This is a genomic window from Paenibacillus filicis, assembly GCF_038070315.1.
GTDB classification, from domain to species: domain Bacteria; phylum Bacillota; class Bacilli; order Paenibacillales; family NBRC-103111; genus Paenibacillus_G; species Paenibacillus_G filicis.
The window spans coordinates 34,634-50,310 of sequence record NZ_JBBPCC010000020.1 but is presented as its reverse complement, the minus strand read 5'-3'; the positions used below and the strand labels follow the sequence as shown (position 1 = coordinate 50,310).

At 56.8% G+C, this 15,677-nt stretch carries 14 protein-coding genes; 3 read left to right on the top strand and 11 right to left on the bottom strand.

Translation table 11 applies throughout. From position 1 onward, the window contains the following. Positions 1-71: 71 nt before the first annotated feature. Together WMW72_RS25665 and WMW72_RS25660 are read right to left on the bottom strand one after the other, a co-directional pair. The gene (locus WMW72_RS25665) at positions 72-1,040 is read right to left on the bottom strand and encodes an MBL fold metallo-hydrolase (protein ID WP_341418434.1); all 969 of its coding nucleotides are present in this window, start codon (positions 1,038-1,040) and stop codon (positions 72-74) included. Between the two features lie 22 nt (positions 1,041-1,062). Then, positions 1,063-1,809 (bottom strand): class I SAM-dependent methyltransferase, encoded by a 747-nt coding sequence (locus WMW72_RS25660; protein ID WP_341418433.1) that lies wholly within the window; start codon positions 1,807-1,809, stop codon positions 1,063-1,065. Between the two features lie 140 nt (positions 1,810-1,949). On the opposite strand from WMW72_RS25660, the gene WMW72_RS25655 reads away from it, so the two are divergent. Beyond that, on the top strand, positions 1,950-3,161 hold the full coding sequence (locus WMW72_RS25655) for an ROK family protein (RefSeq protein WP_341418432.1): 1,212 nt from the start codon (positions 1,950-1,952) through the stop codon (positions 3,159-3,161). A gap of 223 nt (positions 3,162-3,384) precedes the next feature. On the opposite strand, the gene WMW72_RS25650 is transcribed toward WMW72_RS25655, so the two are convergent. From WMW72_RS25650 to WMW72_RS25630, 5 genes are all read right to left on the bottom strand, one after another. Next, complete coding sequence (locus WMW72_RS25650) at positions 3,385-4,560, bottom strand: DNA sulfur modification protein DndB (RefSeq protein WP_341418431.1); 1,176 nt, start codon at positions 4,558-4,560, stop codon at positions 3,385-3,387. Continuing rightward, positions 4,560-5,738, bottom strand: coding sequence for a DNA sulfur modification protein DndB (locus tag WMW72_RS25645; protein WP_341418430.1), 1,179 nt, complete (start codon positions 5,736-5,738; stop codon positions 4,560-4,562). The genes WMW72_RS25650 and WMW72_RS25645 overlap by 1 nt, the downstream gene beginning before the upstream one ends. A gap of 149 nt (positions 5,739-5,887) precedes the next feature. Next, complete coding sequence (locus WMW72_RS25640; protein ID WP_341418429.1) at positions 5,888-6,991, bottom strand: GerAB/ArcD/ProY family transporter; 1,104 nt, start codon at positions 6,989-6,991, stop codon at positions 5,888-5,890. Continuing rightward, complete coding sequence (locus WMW72_RS25635) at positions 6,988-8,208, bottom strand: Ger(x)C family spore germination protein (protein WP_341418428.1); 1,221 nt, start codon at positions 8,206-8,208, stop codon at positions 6,988-6,990. The genes WMW72_RS25640 and WMW72_RS25635 overlap by 4 nt, the downstream gene beginning before the upstream one ends. Positions 8,209-8,228: 20 nt before the next feature. Then, entirely contained in the window at positions 8,229-9,788 is a 1,560-nt protein-coding gene (locus WMW72_RS25630; RefSeq protein ID WP_341418427.1) for a spore germination protein, read from the bottom strand. 153 nt (positions 9,789-9,941) lie between these two features. Here WMW72_RS25630 and WMW72_RS25625 point away from each other — a divergent pair, with 153 nt between their 5' ends. After that, positions 9,942-10,868 (top strand): aromatic acid exporter family protein, encoded by a 927-nt coding sequence (locus WMW72_RS25625; protein ID WP_341418426.1) that lies wholly within the window; start codon positions 9,942-9,944, stop codon positions 10,866-10,868. 79 nt (positions 10,869-10,947) lie between these two features. Continuing rightward, positions 10,948-11,175 carry a hypothetical protein gene (locus WMW72_RS25620; RefSeq protein ID WP_341418425.1) on the top strand — a complete coding sequence of 76 codons (228 nt, stop codon included), beginning with the start codon at positions 10,948-10,950 and terminating at the stop codon, positions 11,173-11,175. Between the two features lie 78 nt (positions 11,176-11,253). On the opposite strand, the gene WMW72_RS25615 is transcribed toward WMW72_RS25620, so the two are convergent. From WMW72_RS25615 to WMW72_RS25600, 4 genes are all read right to left on the bottom strand, one after another. Further along, entirely contained in the window at positions 11,254-13,197 is a 1,944-nt protein-coding gene (locus WMW72_RS25615; protein WP_341418424.1) for an ABC transporter substrate-binding protein, read from the bottom strand. A 141-nt stretch (positions 13,198-13,338) separates the two neighbouring features. Continuing rightward, complete coding sequence (locus WMW72_RS25610; protein ID WP_341418423.1) at positions 13,339-14,079, bottom strand: IclR family transcriptional regulator; 741 nt, start codon at positions 14,077-14,079, stop codon at positions 13,339-13,341. 109 nt (positions 14,080-14,188) lie between these two features. Continuing rightward, a complete protein-coding gene (locus tag WMW72_RS25605; protein WP_341418422.1) occupies positions 14,189-14,953 on the bottom strand; it encodes an amino acid ABC transporter ATP-binding protein in 765 nt (254 codons plus the stop codon). 59 nt (positions 14,954-15,012) lie between these two features. Then, positions 15,013-15,669 carry an amino acid ABC transporter permease gene (locus WMW72_RS25600; RefSeq protein ID WP_341418421.1) on the bottom strand — a complete coding sequence of 219 codons (657 nt, stop codon included), beginning with the start codon at positions 15,667-15,669 and terminating at the stop codon, positions 15,013-15,015. Positions 15,670-15,677 lie beyond the last annotated feature (8 nt).

Sequence of the window (15,677 nt, the reverse complement as noted above, 5' to 3'; positions counted from 1 at the left end):
ACACGCAAAAAACGCGCCGCTCCGGTTCATCTCCCGGAATGGCGCGCATGGGGACGGCTGATGGCCGCCGCTTATCTATTTTTCACGTAATAAAGAATGTCCTGCCGCTCCTGCTGCACCGCCCGGCCCGCCTTTTGCAGCCAGACCAGATGAGCCAGCGTCTCGGCCAGAGCGAATCTGAGCTGATGGAAGCTCAGACGGTCGCCGAACACCGCCCGGCATACCTCATAAGCGGACAATGGCTCCGCGAGCAAAGCCTCCATCGCCGAGAGCCGCTCCTCATGATGCCCAATCAGCTCGCGGGCGCGGTCTGCGAACCGGGAGAACGGCTCCCGGTGACCGGGATAAGCGAAGCTCACCTCGTACCGGCTGACCTCCTCCAGACTATGCAGATAGCTGGATAGCGGATTCGCATCGATGTCCTCGGACAGATAGCTTACGTTGGGCGAGATTTGCGGCAGCACATGGTCGCCGCAGAACATAACCTTCGTCTCCGGCTGATAGAAGCAGAGATGACCGGATGCATGGCCGGGCGTATGGATCGTCCGGTAGGATTTTCCACCGAGCGGTACCATCTCTCCTGCTTCCACCAGCGTCACCTCGGGCTGAGGCGACACAGCCTCGACGAAGCCGTCCATATGCTCGCGCATGGGAGTGGTCAACTCCTCCGGCAACCCGTGCCGGCGGAACAGCGTGAGCAGCCGCTCCGTGAGCGGCGTATGCTCGCCCCAGAGCAGGCGGGCCTGATTCAGACCTGCCTGCGACAGCAGCACCGGGGCATCTATCAGCTCCTGCAGCCAACCTGCCAGTCCATAATGATCCGGATGATGATGCGTCAGCACGATCCGCTCGATCCGACTAGGGTGCAGGCTCAACTCAGCGAAGACATGCTGCCATACTCCCTCCGCTTCGGCTGTGCGCAGTCCCGGATCCACGATCGTCCACCCTTCCGGTCCTTCCACGACGTAGGCGTTCACCCAGCGCAGCGGGAAAGGGAGCGGTACCTTGATCTGGAACGCATCTGGATGCTTCGTGATCACCGCCGGTGGTCCGGGCCTGTTGCTATTCAAGAGCCTCACCCCGTCGGCCTACGAAAATCATCCGCTTGGACTCAGCAGCGGAATACCCCGAGGCGTCGTACCCTCCATAAACGGCATCCACAGTCAGCCCGGACCGCTCCAGCATCCCGCGGAATGACTCTAGGTCGATCAGCTTGACCTTCTCCTCATAGATACGTTTATCTTCTGAGCCCGCCTCCTGTAAGACGATCGTTTTACAGACGTAGCCGTTCTCGATGCGACGTGTCTCTTCGATCTGCAGCCCATCCTCCATCCGCACGGAATGAGGAACGAGATGACGGCACACATAGTCCGGGTTCAGGAAATCAATAATGAACTTGCCGCCCTCACGCAGCATACGTCTAATCTCGCCCAGCACCCGCTCATGCTCCGCATCCTCGTCGAAATAGCCGAAGGATGTGAACAAATTGACAACGGCGTCAAAAGGTCCCTCTAGCGGCACCTGCCGCATGTCGCCCCGAACCCAGACCACCTCTTCCTTGGCGTCTAGCCTGCGGGCCTCTGCCAGCAGCACCTCCGATAAGTCGACACCGGTCACATGAAAGCCGAAGTCCGTGAGCGCCATCGAATGACGTCCCATCCCACAGCACAGGTCAAGCACATCGGAGCCCTCCGCCAGCTCCAGCCACTCCATCATACGCCTGACTTCCTCATAGGCCCCTTGCATATCACGATGCTTATAGACGATCAGATAATCGTCTCCGAAACTTTTGGTATACCAACCCGACATACGATTCTCTGCTCCTTTATCCTGTAACAAACTATGCTTATTCTACCAGATTGCGGCTCGCAAAATCTATGGTGAACCTTGTCCCGCTGTAGTATAATAAATGATTGATAAAAGCCCTTCCTGATGATGGAGGAATTCCCATGAACCGAATAAGCGTCGAGCAACGGATTAACGGACGCAAAGCCAAAGAAATTTATGAACATATCCGCAAGCACGGCGTTGTGTCGAAAATCGACCTTCTCGACCGCAGCGGTCTGACGGGCAGCACCTTGACCCGTACATTAGAGGAACTGACCGGGCAGCAGCTGATCCTGGAGGCCGGATTCGGCGAGTCCACGGGCGGAAGGCGGCCGATTCTCTATACGATTAATTCCGATTATGCCTATGTGTTCGGATTGGATATATCCCGAATGCACTCCAGACTGATGCTCTTCGATCTGAAGATGAACCCGCTCGAAGCGAAGCGATGGGTGATGGATGAGGAGATGACGCCGCAGAAGCTGCTAGAGGAAATTGCTGCGGAAGCGGAGACGATGCTGGCACAGCGCGGGCTGGACAGCTCCCGGGTGCTGGGGATCGGGATCGGCGCCGTCGGGCCGCTGGACCGCAGCTCCGGGGTCCTGCTGGAGCCGCTGCACTTTCCCGCACCGGGTTGGACCCAGGTGCCACTCACCGCATGGCTTGAGGAGCGGCTCGGGATTCCGTGCACGCTGGACAACGGCGCCAATGCGGCGCTGATCGCCGAATCCTGGTCGGTGCGGGAGCAAGATTACCGCCATCTGCTGTATGTACACGTGGGTGTCGGGCTGCGCTCCGCTATGATGACAGGCGGCCAGGTCGTCTACGGGGCGGTTGATATGGAAGGCTCGCTCGGTCAGATGATCATCCAGACCGACGGTCCGCGGATGTGGGGACAAGGCAACTTCGGGGCCTTGGAATCTTATGTATCGATCCATGCTCTGGAGCAGCAAGCCCAGGCACGCCTCAAGCAGGGCCGGGACAGTGTGCTGCTGCGGCTGGAGCCGGACCCGGAGAAAATCCAGTTCGCTCATCTCCAGCAGGCCCTGCAGGAGAATGATCCGCTAACCGTGGAGCTATTTACCCAAGCGGCCACCTACTTCGGGATCGGCCTTGCCAATCTGCTGAACATTCTTCATCCCGAGAAGGTCATTCTCGGCGGAGCCCTGATCAGCAGCCATCCGGGCTTTTTCCATACGGCGACCCGGACCGCGATTCAGCGGGCCTATCACTACCCGAAATACCAGGTCGTTTTCAGCCAAGGCACACTGGGCGAGGATGCGCTGGCAGCGGGTGCAGCCCTGATGGTCATCAATCGGCTGACCGCACAATAAGGCCAGGCGCAAGTGCACTAAGCGTAGGGCGTCCGAGTGGACTTCCCCCGGTTCGTTCGGTTCGATCAGTCCGGTCACTAGACTTAGCGCCGGGCTGCGTCTCACACCAAAGAACCTCCCACTCCACAGAATCGTGGAATGGGAGGTTCTTGGCGTTCCGACCGCTTGGCGGGGAGACCGGATTCACCATCGTGCAGGCAGACGGTTCCCTCCGCTCTGCGCGTCAGGCCGTCGCTTCATCCTCTGCTGCCCCCGACCCGCCATGCAGCTCCTGGAACAGCTGCACGAGACGTCCGTGCTTGCGCAGCGACTTCTCGTGAATCAGGTTCAGCTTGCCGTTGTCGAGCAGGCCAAACCGCTCCACCAGCAGCACGTTCTCCTGTGTCCAGTCGAAGCCCTCGAAGATCTTCAGGCAGGACGTCCAGTTCTTCGTATATTGTCCATCGGTGAACAGATAGCGGTTAGCGAACAGCCCGATACTCTCCTGCATCGCCCGGGCCGAAGAGCTGTACTGAGGCAGTCCCGGCTGCTCCGGCATAAGCGGCAGCAGCGTCGTATAGAACTGGTGCAGAATTTCGATATAGGCGCTCGGGTCCTTCCTGATCTTGCGGGCCAGCTCGTAGGACGGCTGCATTTTGCCCGTGAACAGCATCGTCGCTGTCGAGTACAGCCAGCTGAACGAGGTGAAGTTCTTGTTGTAAGCCGTCAGATTCGCCCGGCGCTCCACCCCGGCTCCCTTGAGGAAGACATTATGATCGACCACCTGCTGAATGACCAGATTGAGCGGATCGATCGAATCGAATGAATGGCCGAGCTCCTTGCTGACGAGCTGTACCTTAGAGTTGATATCTCCGAACAATTGCTTTTCCTCTTCCTCGCTGAGGCCGATGTAGATCTGGACCCCGAGCTCGCTCTCCATCAGCTCCAGCCTTCTGCGCTCCAGCGCCTCCAGCTGTCCGCTCAGCAGCTCCAGCTCAGTGGCCGCCTCGCTGTTGCCTGGCTCCTTGCGCATCACGACCTTCAGGGAAGCGAGCTTGCGCTCCAGCCGCCGGGATTCCTTCAGCAGCTGCTCGTTCACATAACCGAGCGCCAATATCCGGTGCTGCCCGTCGAGAATGCTGAGCTTGGAGCCGGGACGCAGCGCAACGCCTTCGCCCGACTTAGCCAGACTGACCACATCGCGCAGGGACAGCGTTACCGGTCCGAAGAACACTCGGTCGAGATCGCGTTCCTGCAAGTAGTTCGCAATCTTGCGGCGCTGCCCCCCGCTCAGCTTGCGCTGGACCATCGGATCGATCGTCGTGTAATTCAACAGATCCTGTACCTGAATCGGTACCGTTGCTAGTCCATAGCTGTCACAGAACGGGTGAATCGTCATCTTTAGCCGTAAGCCTTCCATTACCCGACATCCTCCTTCGCATCCAGCTCTTCCAGCATCGCATCCATCATATCCGACTCCCGGATGAGGAACAGATGATGCTCTTCATAGAAGCTTTTCACATACGTATAAGCTTTCATAATCCGGGAGCGTCTCGGCAGGCGATCCTTCTCGTCTCCGCTGTAGATCCCGTTCCAGTCCAGATGGGGCAAGATGTTCAGCGCATAATCCAGCGCATATTTATTGAAGCTGGCACTCTTGGTCGCCTCGCCGTGGAAGAACATGGCTAGCGCGATCTGCAAATTCTCGGACCAGCTCAGTTCGCCCTTCTCTGGAGGCGGGAGATGCCGCAGCAGCCCCTCCAGGTAATGCTCAGCCACCTTCATCTGTTCCTCAACATTATGATCCTCGAAGTAGTAACCGTTTCCGCGCGAAGCGGATTTGAGGCGTCCCTCGAACAAGCCGATCAATATCTCGATCAGCAGATGGTACGAGAATAGAAACTCCGGTCCCTTGCCTCGCTCTGTGTACATGTCTACAGGTAGCCGCTTCATGACCGGCGATTCGTCGACCAGCTTGGTGGCGAGCACATGATAGAACCGCCGCTGCTCGCGCAGCACGGCCAGATTGCCACCGATCTTGCGGGGAAGCTTGTTGATGTCCGAGAAAAGCTGCCGTTCCTGTCTGGCATTAATGTCCAGATAAATCATCGTAGACATCGGGAACTGGTACAGCTTGCTCAGCTTCTTGCCGATTTCCTCCATCCGGTCGTATTCCCGGCGGTCCTTGGCACGGGCCATCGCACTTTGCAGCGTTTCCATCAAACGGCGGAATGCCGCCAGCCGGTGCTGCCCGTCCACGACATACAGCTTCTCGATCGCCTGCAGACGGTATACCCCGGACGCCTGGTCGTACTCGCCCGCACCACGTGCAGACAAAATCAGGCCCGGGAAGTAAATCCCTTGCCCGTGATCCAGATACAGCATGATGTAATCCATCATCCGCGACAGATTCTGAGGGACGATCGCCCGTTGAACCTCCAGATCCACTTCGTAAATGGCAAACAGCTTGCTCATCGGAAGCGTGGTCGACATCGTGGCCTGACCGAACGTTCTGGAGAGGGGACCGGGAATTTCGATAAAAGACGAAGCCTTCTGGACTGACAGCAATTCGGATAATGATGAGATTTGATCCGTCATAGAGTTGAACTCCTCCTACCTGCGAAAAAATAGGTTCATATACTTCCAGTATACACCTAATATTCCACATGCATTCAAAATCGTCCTTTATTTCCTTCATAAATTTTTCGGCCATCCAGCTTGTATTTTCCGGTATACGAATCCCCTATTTACTGGGCTGCACGCTTCTTTCCTTGTCTGAGGGATGACACCCCCCATAATAGCAGCGGAATCAGCACCATATTGACCGGAAGCACGTAGCGGATCCAGTTCTGCTCCATCAGATGGCCGGAGGGCGGATGCGACACGATACTCAGTATGCTTAATATAAAGCACATTACCGCCAACGGTACGATGAAATACTTCCAGCTTCGCGGCTTCCCCACCCATTGGGCCATACCATAGCTCGCTATAAATAAGTAAACCGAGATCTTGATGAAAATATTGACCAGCCAGATCGACATGACCAAAATATCCATGTTCTGAATGAACTCCATCAAGTACACCAGCTTGACCATCTCGAAGAAGGGGAACCGCAGCTTGGCTGCAATCGCCGGGCCGAAGGTAAAGAGAACCCACACCGCTCCGATCAGAAGAATGACCGAAGACACCATAACTCCCCACAGCGCCGCACGCTGTGTCTCCTTGCCCGGGTTGTTGATGAAGGGAAGAAGCATCATGAGCAGCACCGATTCGCCGAGCAGGGAGGTTGGAGCGAGAGCTCCCCCCAGTATGGCCATCCCCCCCGTGTCCGCATAAACAGGAAGCAGCATCTTCCACTGCAGATTGTTGGCCGTCAGGATAAATACGATCAGCAAGGCGACCAGCAGGAGCGGCCCCCATAATTCACTGCAACGTCCGATCGCTTCGATCCCGCCCACATAGACGGTGTACACGATCACAATCAGCATAGTGCCGAGAATCAGCCACACAGGAGTTCTCGGCAGTACATTCAGCCGGATAAATATATATTGATCGCGGAAAATCAGACTGATGGCCCAGATCCATTGAACGAAAAACGGGAGGACAATCAGCTTGCCCGCCCATTTGCCCAGTATGGCCACCGCATACTCCATCAGCGTCTTGTCCGGATAACGGAGGCTGACCTTCACCGCCACATAGGTTATCAGAAAGCTGACCAGGCCGGCGATCAGGTAACAGATCCACACATCCTGCTGTCCGTACTGAAACGCAGCCGTGATCGAGACGAGAAGATTGGTTCCGATCTCCAGCATAAGCATCATCCAGAACAACTGAGGGTTCGTTATCTTCATAGCAGATGATCTCCATCCGCAACGTCAGGCACCAGCGACTTGCCGGTGGTTCCGGTTCCCGTCAGCTTGAACTTGACCTCAATGTCGATATCGGATTCCAGGAACAATTGCGGCCAGTCCGACTTCATCTGCTTCCAATGATACGGGTGGCGCTTGTGAAGGGCATCGCCAAACCCGAATACATCGCATTTTAATTCCTTCTGCGCCTTCGTGACGATTTTCTTCACCTGACGCTGGATATGGCGGCTCATCTCCCGCTGGATCTGCTCGAGGCTCTCCGGCTTCGACAGATCAAGTCCCGACTCATTCTCCATGACAACCCCGTAGCCCTGCAGCTGCACGTTGAAGGACACTGTATTTCCCTTCACCTGTGGGATGACTTTGTTTTCGAAGTGGTTGACACTGACAGTGACTGTCTCGCGTGGACCTCCGACCGGGTACGTGAAATCCCGTTTGCGCAGCGTTCCGGTGAGCCATAGCCGTACCCAGAACTCCTCGCTCCCCAAATACCCTGCCAGCTTCAGCTGCTGATCGAACACGGCAGCGCCGATCAGCTCCAGCGTCGTCTGGGGAGGGTTATCCGTCGGCTTCTCTTTCTTATTCTTAGACTCCGAAGGAGCGACTCTCAGCGCCGGCATCACGCCGCAGCTCCCGCCATTGACCATCATGAAGAAATCGAGCAGCGACCGGCTGATCGGAGCGCCGATCTTTTCCTGGATTTTCTGCACGGCGGTTGACGGGTTGGACTCGAGCTGATAGGACAGGCTCATCGCCTTCTGCGCCGTAGCATCCTTCACGACGAAAATATTCGTCCGCGGCCTGACGGACGGATTACGGCTGTATTCGTCCAGCACTTGCGCCACGCCCGCCTCGGCCAGTTTCTCTCCGATAAATATATTGCGGCGGTGTCCCGGGAAAAGGATGCGTGACAGCTTCCTCTGCATGTTCTGGGTCGCATCGAGATTGTCCTTGCCATAGGCGCTTTCCGTCAGGAAGCCGGTTACGCCTCCCGGTTCTTCTCCCTGGCTCCCTGTCGTCTTGGAGGCCAGCGGTACGACGATATTGGCTGTAGCCATATAGGTGCCGTCATCGGCCAGATCCATGCCCCAACCGAGTATAATCGCCCGGTCGTTGAGCTCCAGCCGGTCCCAGCAGCCGGTTAGCAGCAGAGAGAGGCTGAAGGTAAGAACAAGCAGGCCTATCACTTTGTTCCGCATGACCTTGCCCCCTCCATCACCTATTTTTTTACTTTGGGAAACCGCTCCACGTTGCGGCCGGCCAGCCAGCGCATCCGTTTACGCATGTTCCCCTTGGGCGCCCTGACCAGGACATCCTTCAAATTATCCGGGATCATCGGAGCATACGGAGCCATGTAGGGAACGCCGAACGGCTTGAGCATCACCAGATGCACGCTGAGCGCAATCAGGAACATGACAATGCCGTAAAAGCCGAGAACGGCGGCTATGATCAACAGCGGGAAGCGCAGCATCCGGTAAGCCGTCCCGGCATTGTACAGCGGAAAGGCGAAGGATGCGATGCCGGTCAGCGATACGATGATGATCAGGGGCGTCGAGACAATTCCCGCTGCCACGACGGCCTGACCGATCACGAGCGCCCCCGCGATGCTGACGGCCGGGCCGACCTGCTGCGGCAGCCGGATGCCGGCCTCCCGTAAACCCTCGAAGATAAACTCCATAAGCAAAGCCTCAATGACCGCCGGAAAAGGAATCCCTTCCCGGGCCGATGCAAAGCTGATCACGAGCGGGGTCGGGATCACCTGCGGATGGAAGGTCGTCAGCGCCACATACAAGGATGGCAGCAGCAAGGACACATGCACGAACGTATATCGGACCCAGCGGATAAAGGTTGCGTACAAATAATGCTCGGTGTAATCGTCGGCGGCCTGCAAGCCGGACCAGTACGTCATCGGCAGGATCAGCACAAAGGGCGTATTATCGACAAGAACTGCTATTTTCCCCTCCATCAGCGAGGAGACGACCACATCGGGACGCTCGGTATTCTGAATCTGAGGAAAGGGAGAGATGATATCCTCTTCAATAAGCTCCTCGATATTGCCCGAATCGAGAATACCGTCGACTTCTATGCGCGCAAGCCGCCTTCTCACCTCGTCGACAAGCTCTTCCTTCGCTATGCCGTCCAGGTAGACGAGCGCCACGTCTGTGCGGCTCAATTCTCCTATGGTCAGCGACTCTACCTTGAGCTTCGGGGTCCGCAGCCTGCGCCGGATCAGCGTGATATTGGTGCGAAGAGACTCCAAAAATCCGTCGCGCGGACCACGGACAACCTTTTCCGATGAGGGCTCTTCCATAGAACGTTGTTCGATGCGGACCAGATCCGCGATGAGTGCGTAAGCTTCGCCTTGCAGCAAAATAACGGTTTCTCCCCGGAGAATCCCCTGGAGTATGTCCTCCAGCCGGGAGGACTTGCTGATCTGCATAGTCGGGATAAATAAATCACCGGATTCCGGCACGTCCTCAGACGCTTCCGATTCGGCTTGCCGGCGGAAATAATCCATCAAGGGCTGAAGTACAGCCGTGTCCAGCACTTGAGTGTCGCACATCCCGTCGATATAGATGATGACCGCCTTCATCTTCTCTTCGATGCTGCAGACGCGATAGACCACGTCCGAGCAACGGGCCATCTCCTGCTTCACTCTTTCCAGATTCTGAAGGAGATCACGATCCAATTGTTCTTGCGTAGCCGGCTCTTGGGAAGGCTGCTCCGAATGGTCCGGAGCGGGTGCGGGCGAATTCCCGCTGCGGGTAAACCATGGCACTGGCGATCACCTCATCTGTTGGTATTTGCCATGGATGGGGAATTTATGTATCGGCGGCTTCTTTTCCAGATATTAGTCTTAAAAAATCGGAAACAATGTTATATATTATTACACAGCACACATCAATCTCTTGTCAGCAAGGAGAGAACCCGTATGACGATCGGATTTCGCACTATCAAAACAGCCGTTGGCGTCAGCATCGCCATCTGGCTCGCCCACTCCCTCTCCTTGGAATTTTATGCGTCCGCCGGTATCCTGACCTTGCTGTGCATTCAGAAAACACGCAAGCAATCGCTGGCGGCGATCTGGGAACGATTTTTGGCCTGCCTCGTCGGGATTGCCTTATCCGGCGCCATGTTTCATTTTTTCGGGCATCACCCGCTTATCTTTATCCCCTTGTATATGATCTTTATCCCGATCTGCGTCAAGCTGAAGCTCCACGGGGGCATCGCCAGCAGCTCGGTGATCATCATGCATATTTTCATGAACGGAAGCCTGGATCTTGCATTTCTGATCAATGAGCTGGGGATTATCCTGATCGGACTTGGCATCGCGTTGATCGTCAATGTGTATATGCCCGGAATCGACAAGCAGATCTACCAGTACAAGGAAGAGATCAACCGCAATATGTCCATCATTCTCTGCCAGTTCTCGAGATATTTGATGGAGGGCTACGGGCTGTGGGACGGCAAGGAAATGCTGATTCTCTCCAAGCAGCTGGAGCAGGCGAAGAACCTCGCTATTCTGGAAGTCGAGAACAATATGACCCACCGGGACAATCCGTTTTACTTCTACTTCGAGAAAAAGCAGCGTCAGCATCAGATTCTGGAGCGCATGCTAGCTCTCGTATCCCGGGTGGATACGACCCTGGAGCAGGGAATCCGGATCGGACGCCTGATCGATGAGCTCGGACGCGATCTTCAGGTCGGCATCAACCTCACCGACTACCAGGACAAGCTGAAGGCGATCCGCGAGTATCACAAGCAGCTCCCCCTGCCCTCCACGCGGGCGGAGTTCGAGAATCGGGCACATTTATTCGCTCTGGCCAACGAGCTGGAAACCTTCATCGAGGGCATGTAGCCCAATTTCAGTGGGCAAGTATCCATACCGCCTCTGCCCATATGACTGACAGCAAAACCCATGATGGAGGTGATGGGGCATGGCTATCATCACGACGCCTTCCCCGTACGGCACTTACCCGGGCTATCCCTATGGAGGCTACCCCTACCCGTATCCTTATCCATACCCTTATCCATATCCCTATGTAAAACCTTATTATCCCGTTCCCTATCCTTATCCCGGTGGCTGGCACGGACACGGACACGGTGGACCTGGGCATGGACATGGACCTGGTGGACCGGGTCATCACCGCAAAGCGCGCACTTAAGCCTGATTAGCAAAGAATCCTCCGCCCCCACTCTTGGCTTATGGGAACGGAGGATTCTTTTTGTGCAAGGCGGCGGCATTAGCGGATCACGCTAGACAGCACATCCTCAATCATCTTGGTATTGGCAATCGTACCGGTGTACAGCCAGCTCTTCTCGAGTCCGAATTCGTAAACCTGTCCTTTTTGCACGGCGGGGATGTTTTTCCATAGCGGCCTCTGCAGCTCTTCAGAGGCATCCTTGCCGTTGCTATTGACCAGAAAGATATAATCCGCATCCAGCTTGGCCAATTTCTCCAGCGACAAGGCGATCCAGTTGTTCTTGCTCGTGCCGGACAACTCCTTGATCTCAGCCGGAATGCTAAAGCCCAAGTCCCGATACAGCACGTCGCCGCTCGACATGTTCTCATTGACGACGTAGAAGTTTTTCTTGGAATGCCAGATGGCCACAGCCGATTTGGTGCCGATGGACTTTTGCAGCTTTTCTTTGGCTTCCTTCACCTTGGCCTCGTACTGGTCCAGCACCTGCTGGGCTTCGGTGCTTTTATTCAGCACCTTGCCGATTTCCAGCAGCTCCTGACGCCAGTCATTGTTCTTGTCCATGCCTACCGTGTAGGTGGGCGCAATCTTGGCATACTGCGCGTACTTGTCGCCCGCTACGATTTCCGCAGAATCGATAAGGATCAGATCGGGCTGGAAGCTGGTCACGGCCTCGAAGGGCAGGTCGGAAGGAATCAGCGGAACGTCCTTGAGCGCGTCCTGCAGATAAAACTGCACGTTGGTCTGCTTGACCGACCACTGGGCTACCGGCTTGATCCCCAGCGCAACCAGATGATCCTCCAGATAAGAGCCGATAATGCGCTGCGGCTTAGCCGGCACCTTCACCTCATGGCCAAGGCTGTCGGTGAGCGTCCGTTCGGCAGCGGCGGGCTCCGGTGTCTGACTTGCCGCCGGAGCCTGATTGTTCCGGGCGGCATCGGGATTAGCTCCGCAAGCCGAGAGCAGCAAGGCAAGACTGAGCAGTAAGGTTAGCGCGGTCATTCGTCTGGTACTGCGGTTCATGATCGTTACCCCTTCACGTCTGTGTTGATAATGATTATCATCGTTACCAGTATAGGGGTACCGTCTCCCCCGGGCAATGGACGTTCCTGCCATTGCTAATGGAGAATTCGGACGTGCCTCGCCTCCGGCCTGCTTATACCGATGCGGGGCCATGCCCGTATGCTTTTTAAACATCCGGCTGAAGTAGTATCGGTCCTGAAAGCCTGCTTCGACAGCAATTTGCTGCAGAGAAGCGTCCGTATGCAGCAGCAGCTCCTTGGCCTTCTCCACACGCTGGCGGATGACGTATTCAATCGGACTGTATCCGGTCCGGCTCTTGAACATCCGCGACAGATGCCGGGGGCTGCTGTCCAGCAGCTCGGCCAAACCTTCCAGCGTAATCGGCTCGGACCCGTGCTCCCGGATGTAGCTGATCGCCTGAGCGACCTTGTCAGCCTGAACCATAGGCACCGCCTGCTCATGCATCTGACGCATCAGCTCATAGACAAACTGATGGAACAAGGTCTTGACATGCAGCCGCTCCAATGCCCCCTCCTGATGCCAGTCGCGGTCCAGCAGCTCCAGCTGGCGTGCTAGGGCCAGCGGATGCCGGGGAGCGAAGCCATATTGGCTTTGAAAAGGATTGCTTTTCTCCAGCATCAGGCGAATTTCCGGAACCCGCAACGGAGGAAGCACGGCTTTATAGAAAATCATGTAATATTCGAAGCGCTCATCCCCGGCTGCGATATCCAGACAAAAGCCCTTCCCTGCATGGAGGACATGGAACTTCTTCACGGCATAGGCCGTGCCGTCGAGCCGTACCTGCGCGGACCCGCTAACGGCAAATACGAATACGCTGGCCGGACAACGGTAAGCATCCAGCCTATCCCCCGGTTTCATGCGGGTATGCCGGACATCCAGCACCTTATGCGAGGCGTACGCCCACAAGCGGATATGCTCGTCCAGCTTCCATTGATGGTCCATCGGTTCCTCCTGTCTGACCTGCCTGGCAGCCGTTCTGCTATGAGAATGATTCTCGCCTTCTACTTTATAGCAAATGACCGCCGTCTTCAACCTGCTCAGACGACAAAAAAGCCTGCGCTCCAGACGCAGACTTTACAACCTTCATATCCCCGGCCATCCCAGCTGACGGGAAATATCGGCCGCCGCTGTGCGGGTTTCCTCCGCAAGTGCAGGCAGATGGCTTTCATGGAAACGGTAATTCGGACCGGCTACGGACAAGCTGGCTACGATCCGCTGTTGCTTATCGAGAATCGGAGCGCCAACGGCGAACGCATCCGGGTCAAACTCTCCGTTCGTGTAGCTATACCCCTGATGCCGGATACGCTCAAGCTCCTGCCGGAGTGCCTTGGCGCGATCCGGGCTCTTCTGCGCAACAGCCTGCCCGATGAGAACCTCGCTCTCATAGGCAAGCAGCACCTTACCGGAAGCCCCGCTATCCAGCGGCAGAACACGCCCGTTCTCCAAGGAAACGCTGATCAGCTTGCGGCTTTTCACATGCTCGATGCAAATCGCATCCAGTCCAGAACGGATAAAGAGTACGGACGTTTCATCGGTCCGTCGTGTAAGCTCCTCCATGACCGGACGGGCCATGATCAGCAGCTGCCTGTCGATCTGCCCGCTCAGGCTTCGCGCCAGATCGAAAATCCGCAGGCCTAGTGTAATCCGGCCTTTTCCCTTGCGCTCGACAATTCCGTGCTGTTCCAGCGTCTGGATAAACCGGTAAGCCGAGCTCTCGGGAATCGCCACCCTTTCTGCAATCTCGCTCACGGTCAGCGTCGTGCCCGCTTCAGCGAGTACGAACAGGATGTCAAGAGCTCTGCCCAATGCCTGCGTTCCATTCATCCCTACACCTCAAACGGACCGCCTTACGAAAGGACGATCCCCATTCATATTATTGCGGATGCCCCCTGATGAGGCGGACTTCCGGCTCGGTTTCCCGATCCCGTGCCGCTCAGCGCTGCAGCCGCTGCAGAAACCGGCCCAGCCGCTCGTCGCCCTGTCCGCTGAACAGTTCATCTGGACGGCCCTCCACCGTGATGCGGCCCTTCTCCATGAAAAGGACACGGTCCGAAACCTCACGCGCGAACTCCATCTCATGCGTGACGACCAGCATGGTCATCCCTTCGCGGGCCAGCCCCGTCATCAGCTGCAGCACTTCGCCGACCGTCTCCGGGTCAAGCGCCGATGTCGGCTCATCGAAGAGCAGCACCTTAGGCTCCATCGCCAGCGCACGGGCGATGGCTACCCGCTGCTGCTGCCCGCCGGACAGCTCGACCGGCATGCTGCGACGCTTGTCGGCGAGGCCTACCTTCTCCAGCAGTGCCTCCGCACGCTGGACTGCAGCCTGACGGGAGAGCCCCAGTACAGAGACCGGCCCTTCGATCAGATTGTCCAGCACCGTCTTATGGTTCCACAGATGAAAATGCTGGAAGACCATACCGACGCGGCTCCGGTAGCGACTCAGCCTGAATCGTGAGGCGAGCGTCAGTTTCTCACCTGCATGGACTTGGTAAGGAACCGGCTCCCCCTCCAGGAACAGCTCCCCTTCGGACGGCACCTCTAGCAGATTAATGCAGCGCAGCAGAGTGCTTTTGCCTCCGCCGCTCGGTCCGATAATCGAGATGGCCTCGCCCTTCTCCACCTTCAGGTTGACCTGCTCAAGGACCGTTTGTCCGCCGAATGCCTTCGATATGTTTTTTAACTCCAGGACGCTCAAGACGCCTCCTCCTCCCGGCTGACGGGACGGTCAGCCCTGTGTATGCTCCTGCCGCTGCGCTAGTACAGCTTCTGCGACACCTTCAGCTTCTTCTCCGACCAGGCCTGCAGCACCATCAGCAGGCTCGTCATCACCAGGTAGATGATACCGGCGGTGCCGATCGTCTCCATCGCCCGGTATGTGCTGCTGAAGTGGGACTGAGCGCGCAGCATCAGGTCTGGCACCGTGATGACGGATAACTGAGCAGAGCCCTTGAGCAGTGCGATGGAGTTGCTGATGTAGGTTGGAATGACGACGCGCGCCATCTGCGGCAGACGTATTTTCCAGCTGACCTGCCACGGATTCATGCCGATCGCCTCTGCCGCCTCGATCTGCCCCTTAGGTACGGCGAGCAGTCCGGAGCGGAGAATCTCGGCCTTGTAGGCAGCCGCATTGAGCGTCATCCCGAGCAGCCCGGCCTCGAAGGCCGACAGCTTGATCCCGAGAGGCAGCGCGTAATAGACGCCAAACAGGATGATGAGGAGCGGCAGCCCGCGGAACAGCCACGTATAGAAGAAGGCGATGCCGCGCAGCACCCGGGAGTGGGACAGGCGCATCTGCGCCAGCCCGAAGCCGAGCAGCGTACCCAGCAGGATGGACAATAAAGAAAGCAGCAGCGTGATCCCCGCCCCGGCCATGAGGTCGGGGAAAATGGTTTTTACGGTTGTCCAATCCATTCGAAATT

Bases quoted from the DNA above. Each gene is read 5' to 3' on its own strand.
- WMW72_RS25600 (WP_341418421.1), bottom strand. From the start codon at position 15,669: ATGGATTGGACAACCGTAAAAACCATTTTCCCCGACCTCATGGCCGGG.
- WMW72_RS25625 (WP_341418426.1), top strand. From the start codon at position 9,942: ATGACGATCGGATTTCGCACTATCAAAACAGCCGTTGGCGTCAGCATC.
- WMW72_RS25655 (WP_341418432.1), top strand. From the start codon at position 1,950: ATGAACCGAATAAGCGTCGAGCAACGGATTAACGGACGCAAAGCCAAA.
- WMW72_RS25610 (WP_341418423.1), bottom strand. From the start codon at position 14,079: ATGAATGGAACGCAGGCATTGGGCAGAGCTCTTGACATCCTGTTCGTA.
- WMW72_RS25640 (WP_341418429.1), bottom strand. From the start codon at position 6,991: ATGAAGATAACGAACCCTCAGTTGTTCTGGATGATGCTTATGCTGGAG.
- WMW72_RS25615 (WP_341418424.1), bottom strand. From the start codon at position 13,197: ATGGACCATCAATGGAAGCTGGACGAGCATATCCGCTTGTGGGCGTAC.
- WMW72_RS25620 (WP_341418425.1), top strand. From the start codon at position 10,948: ATGGCTATCATCACGACGCCTTCCCCGTACGGCACTTACCCGGGCTAT.
- WMW72_RS25635 (WP_341418428.1), bottom strand. From the start codon at position 8,208: ATGCGGAACAAAGTGATAGGCCTGCTTGTTCTTACCTTCAGCCTCTCT.
- WMW72_RS25650 (WP_341418431.1), bottom strand. From the start codon at position 4,560: ATGGAAGGCTTACGGCTAAAGATGACGATTCACCCGTTCTGTGACAGC.
- WMW72_RS25660 (WP_341418433.1), bottom strand. From the start codon at position 1,809: ATGTCGGGTTGGTATACCAAAAGTTTCGGAGACGATTATCTGATCGTC.
- WMW72_RS25645 (WP_341418430.1), bottom strand. From the start codon at position 5,738: ATGACGGATCAAATCTCATCATTATCCGAATTGCTGTCAGTCCAGAAG.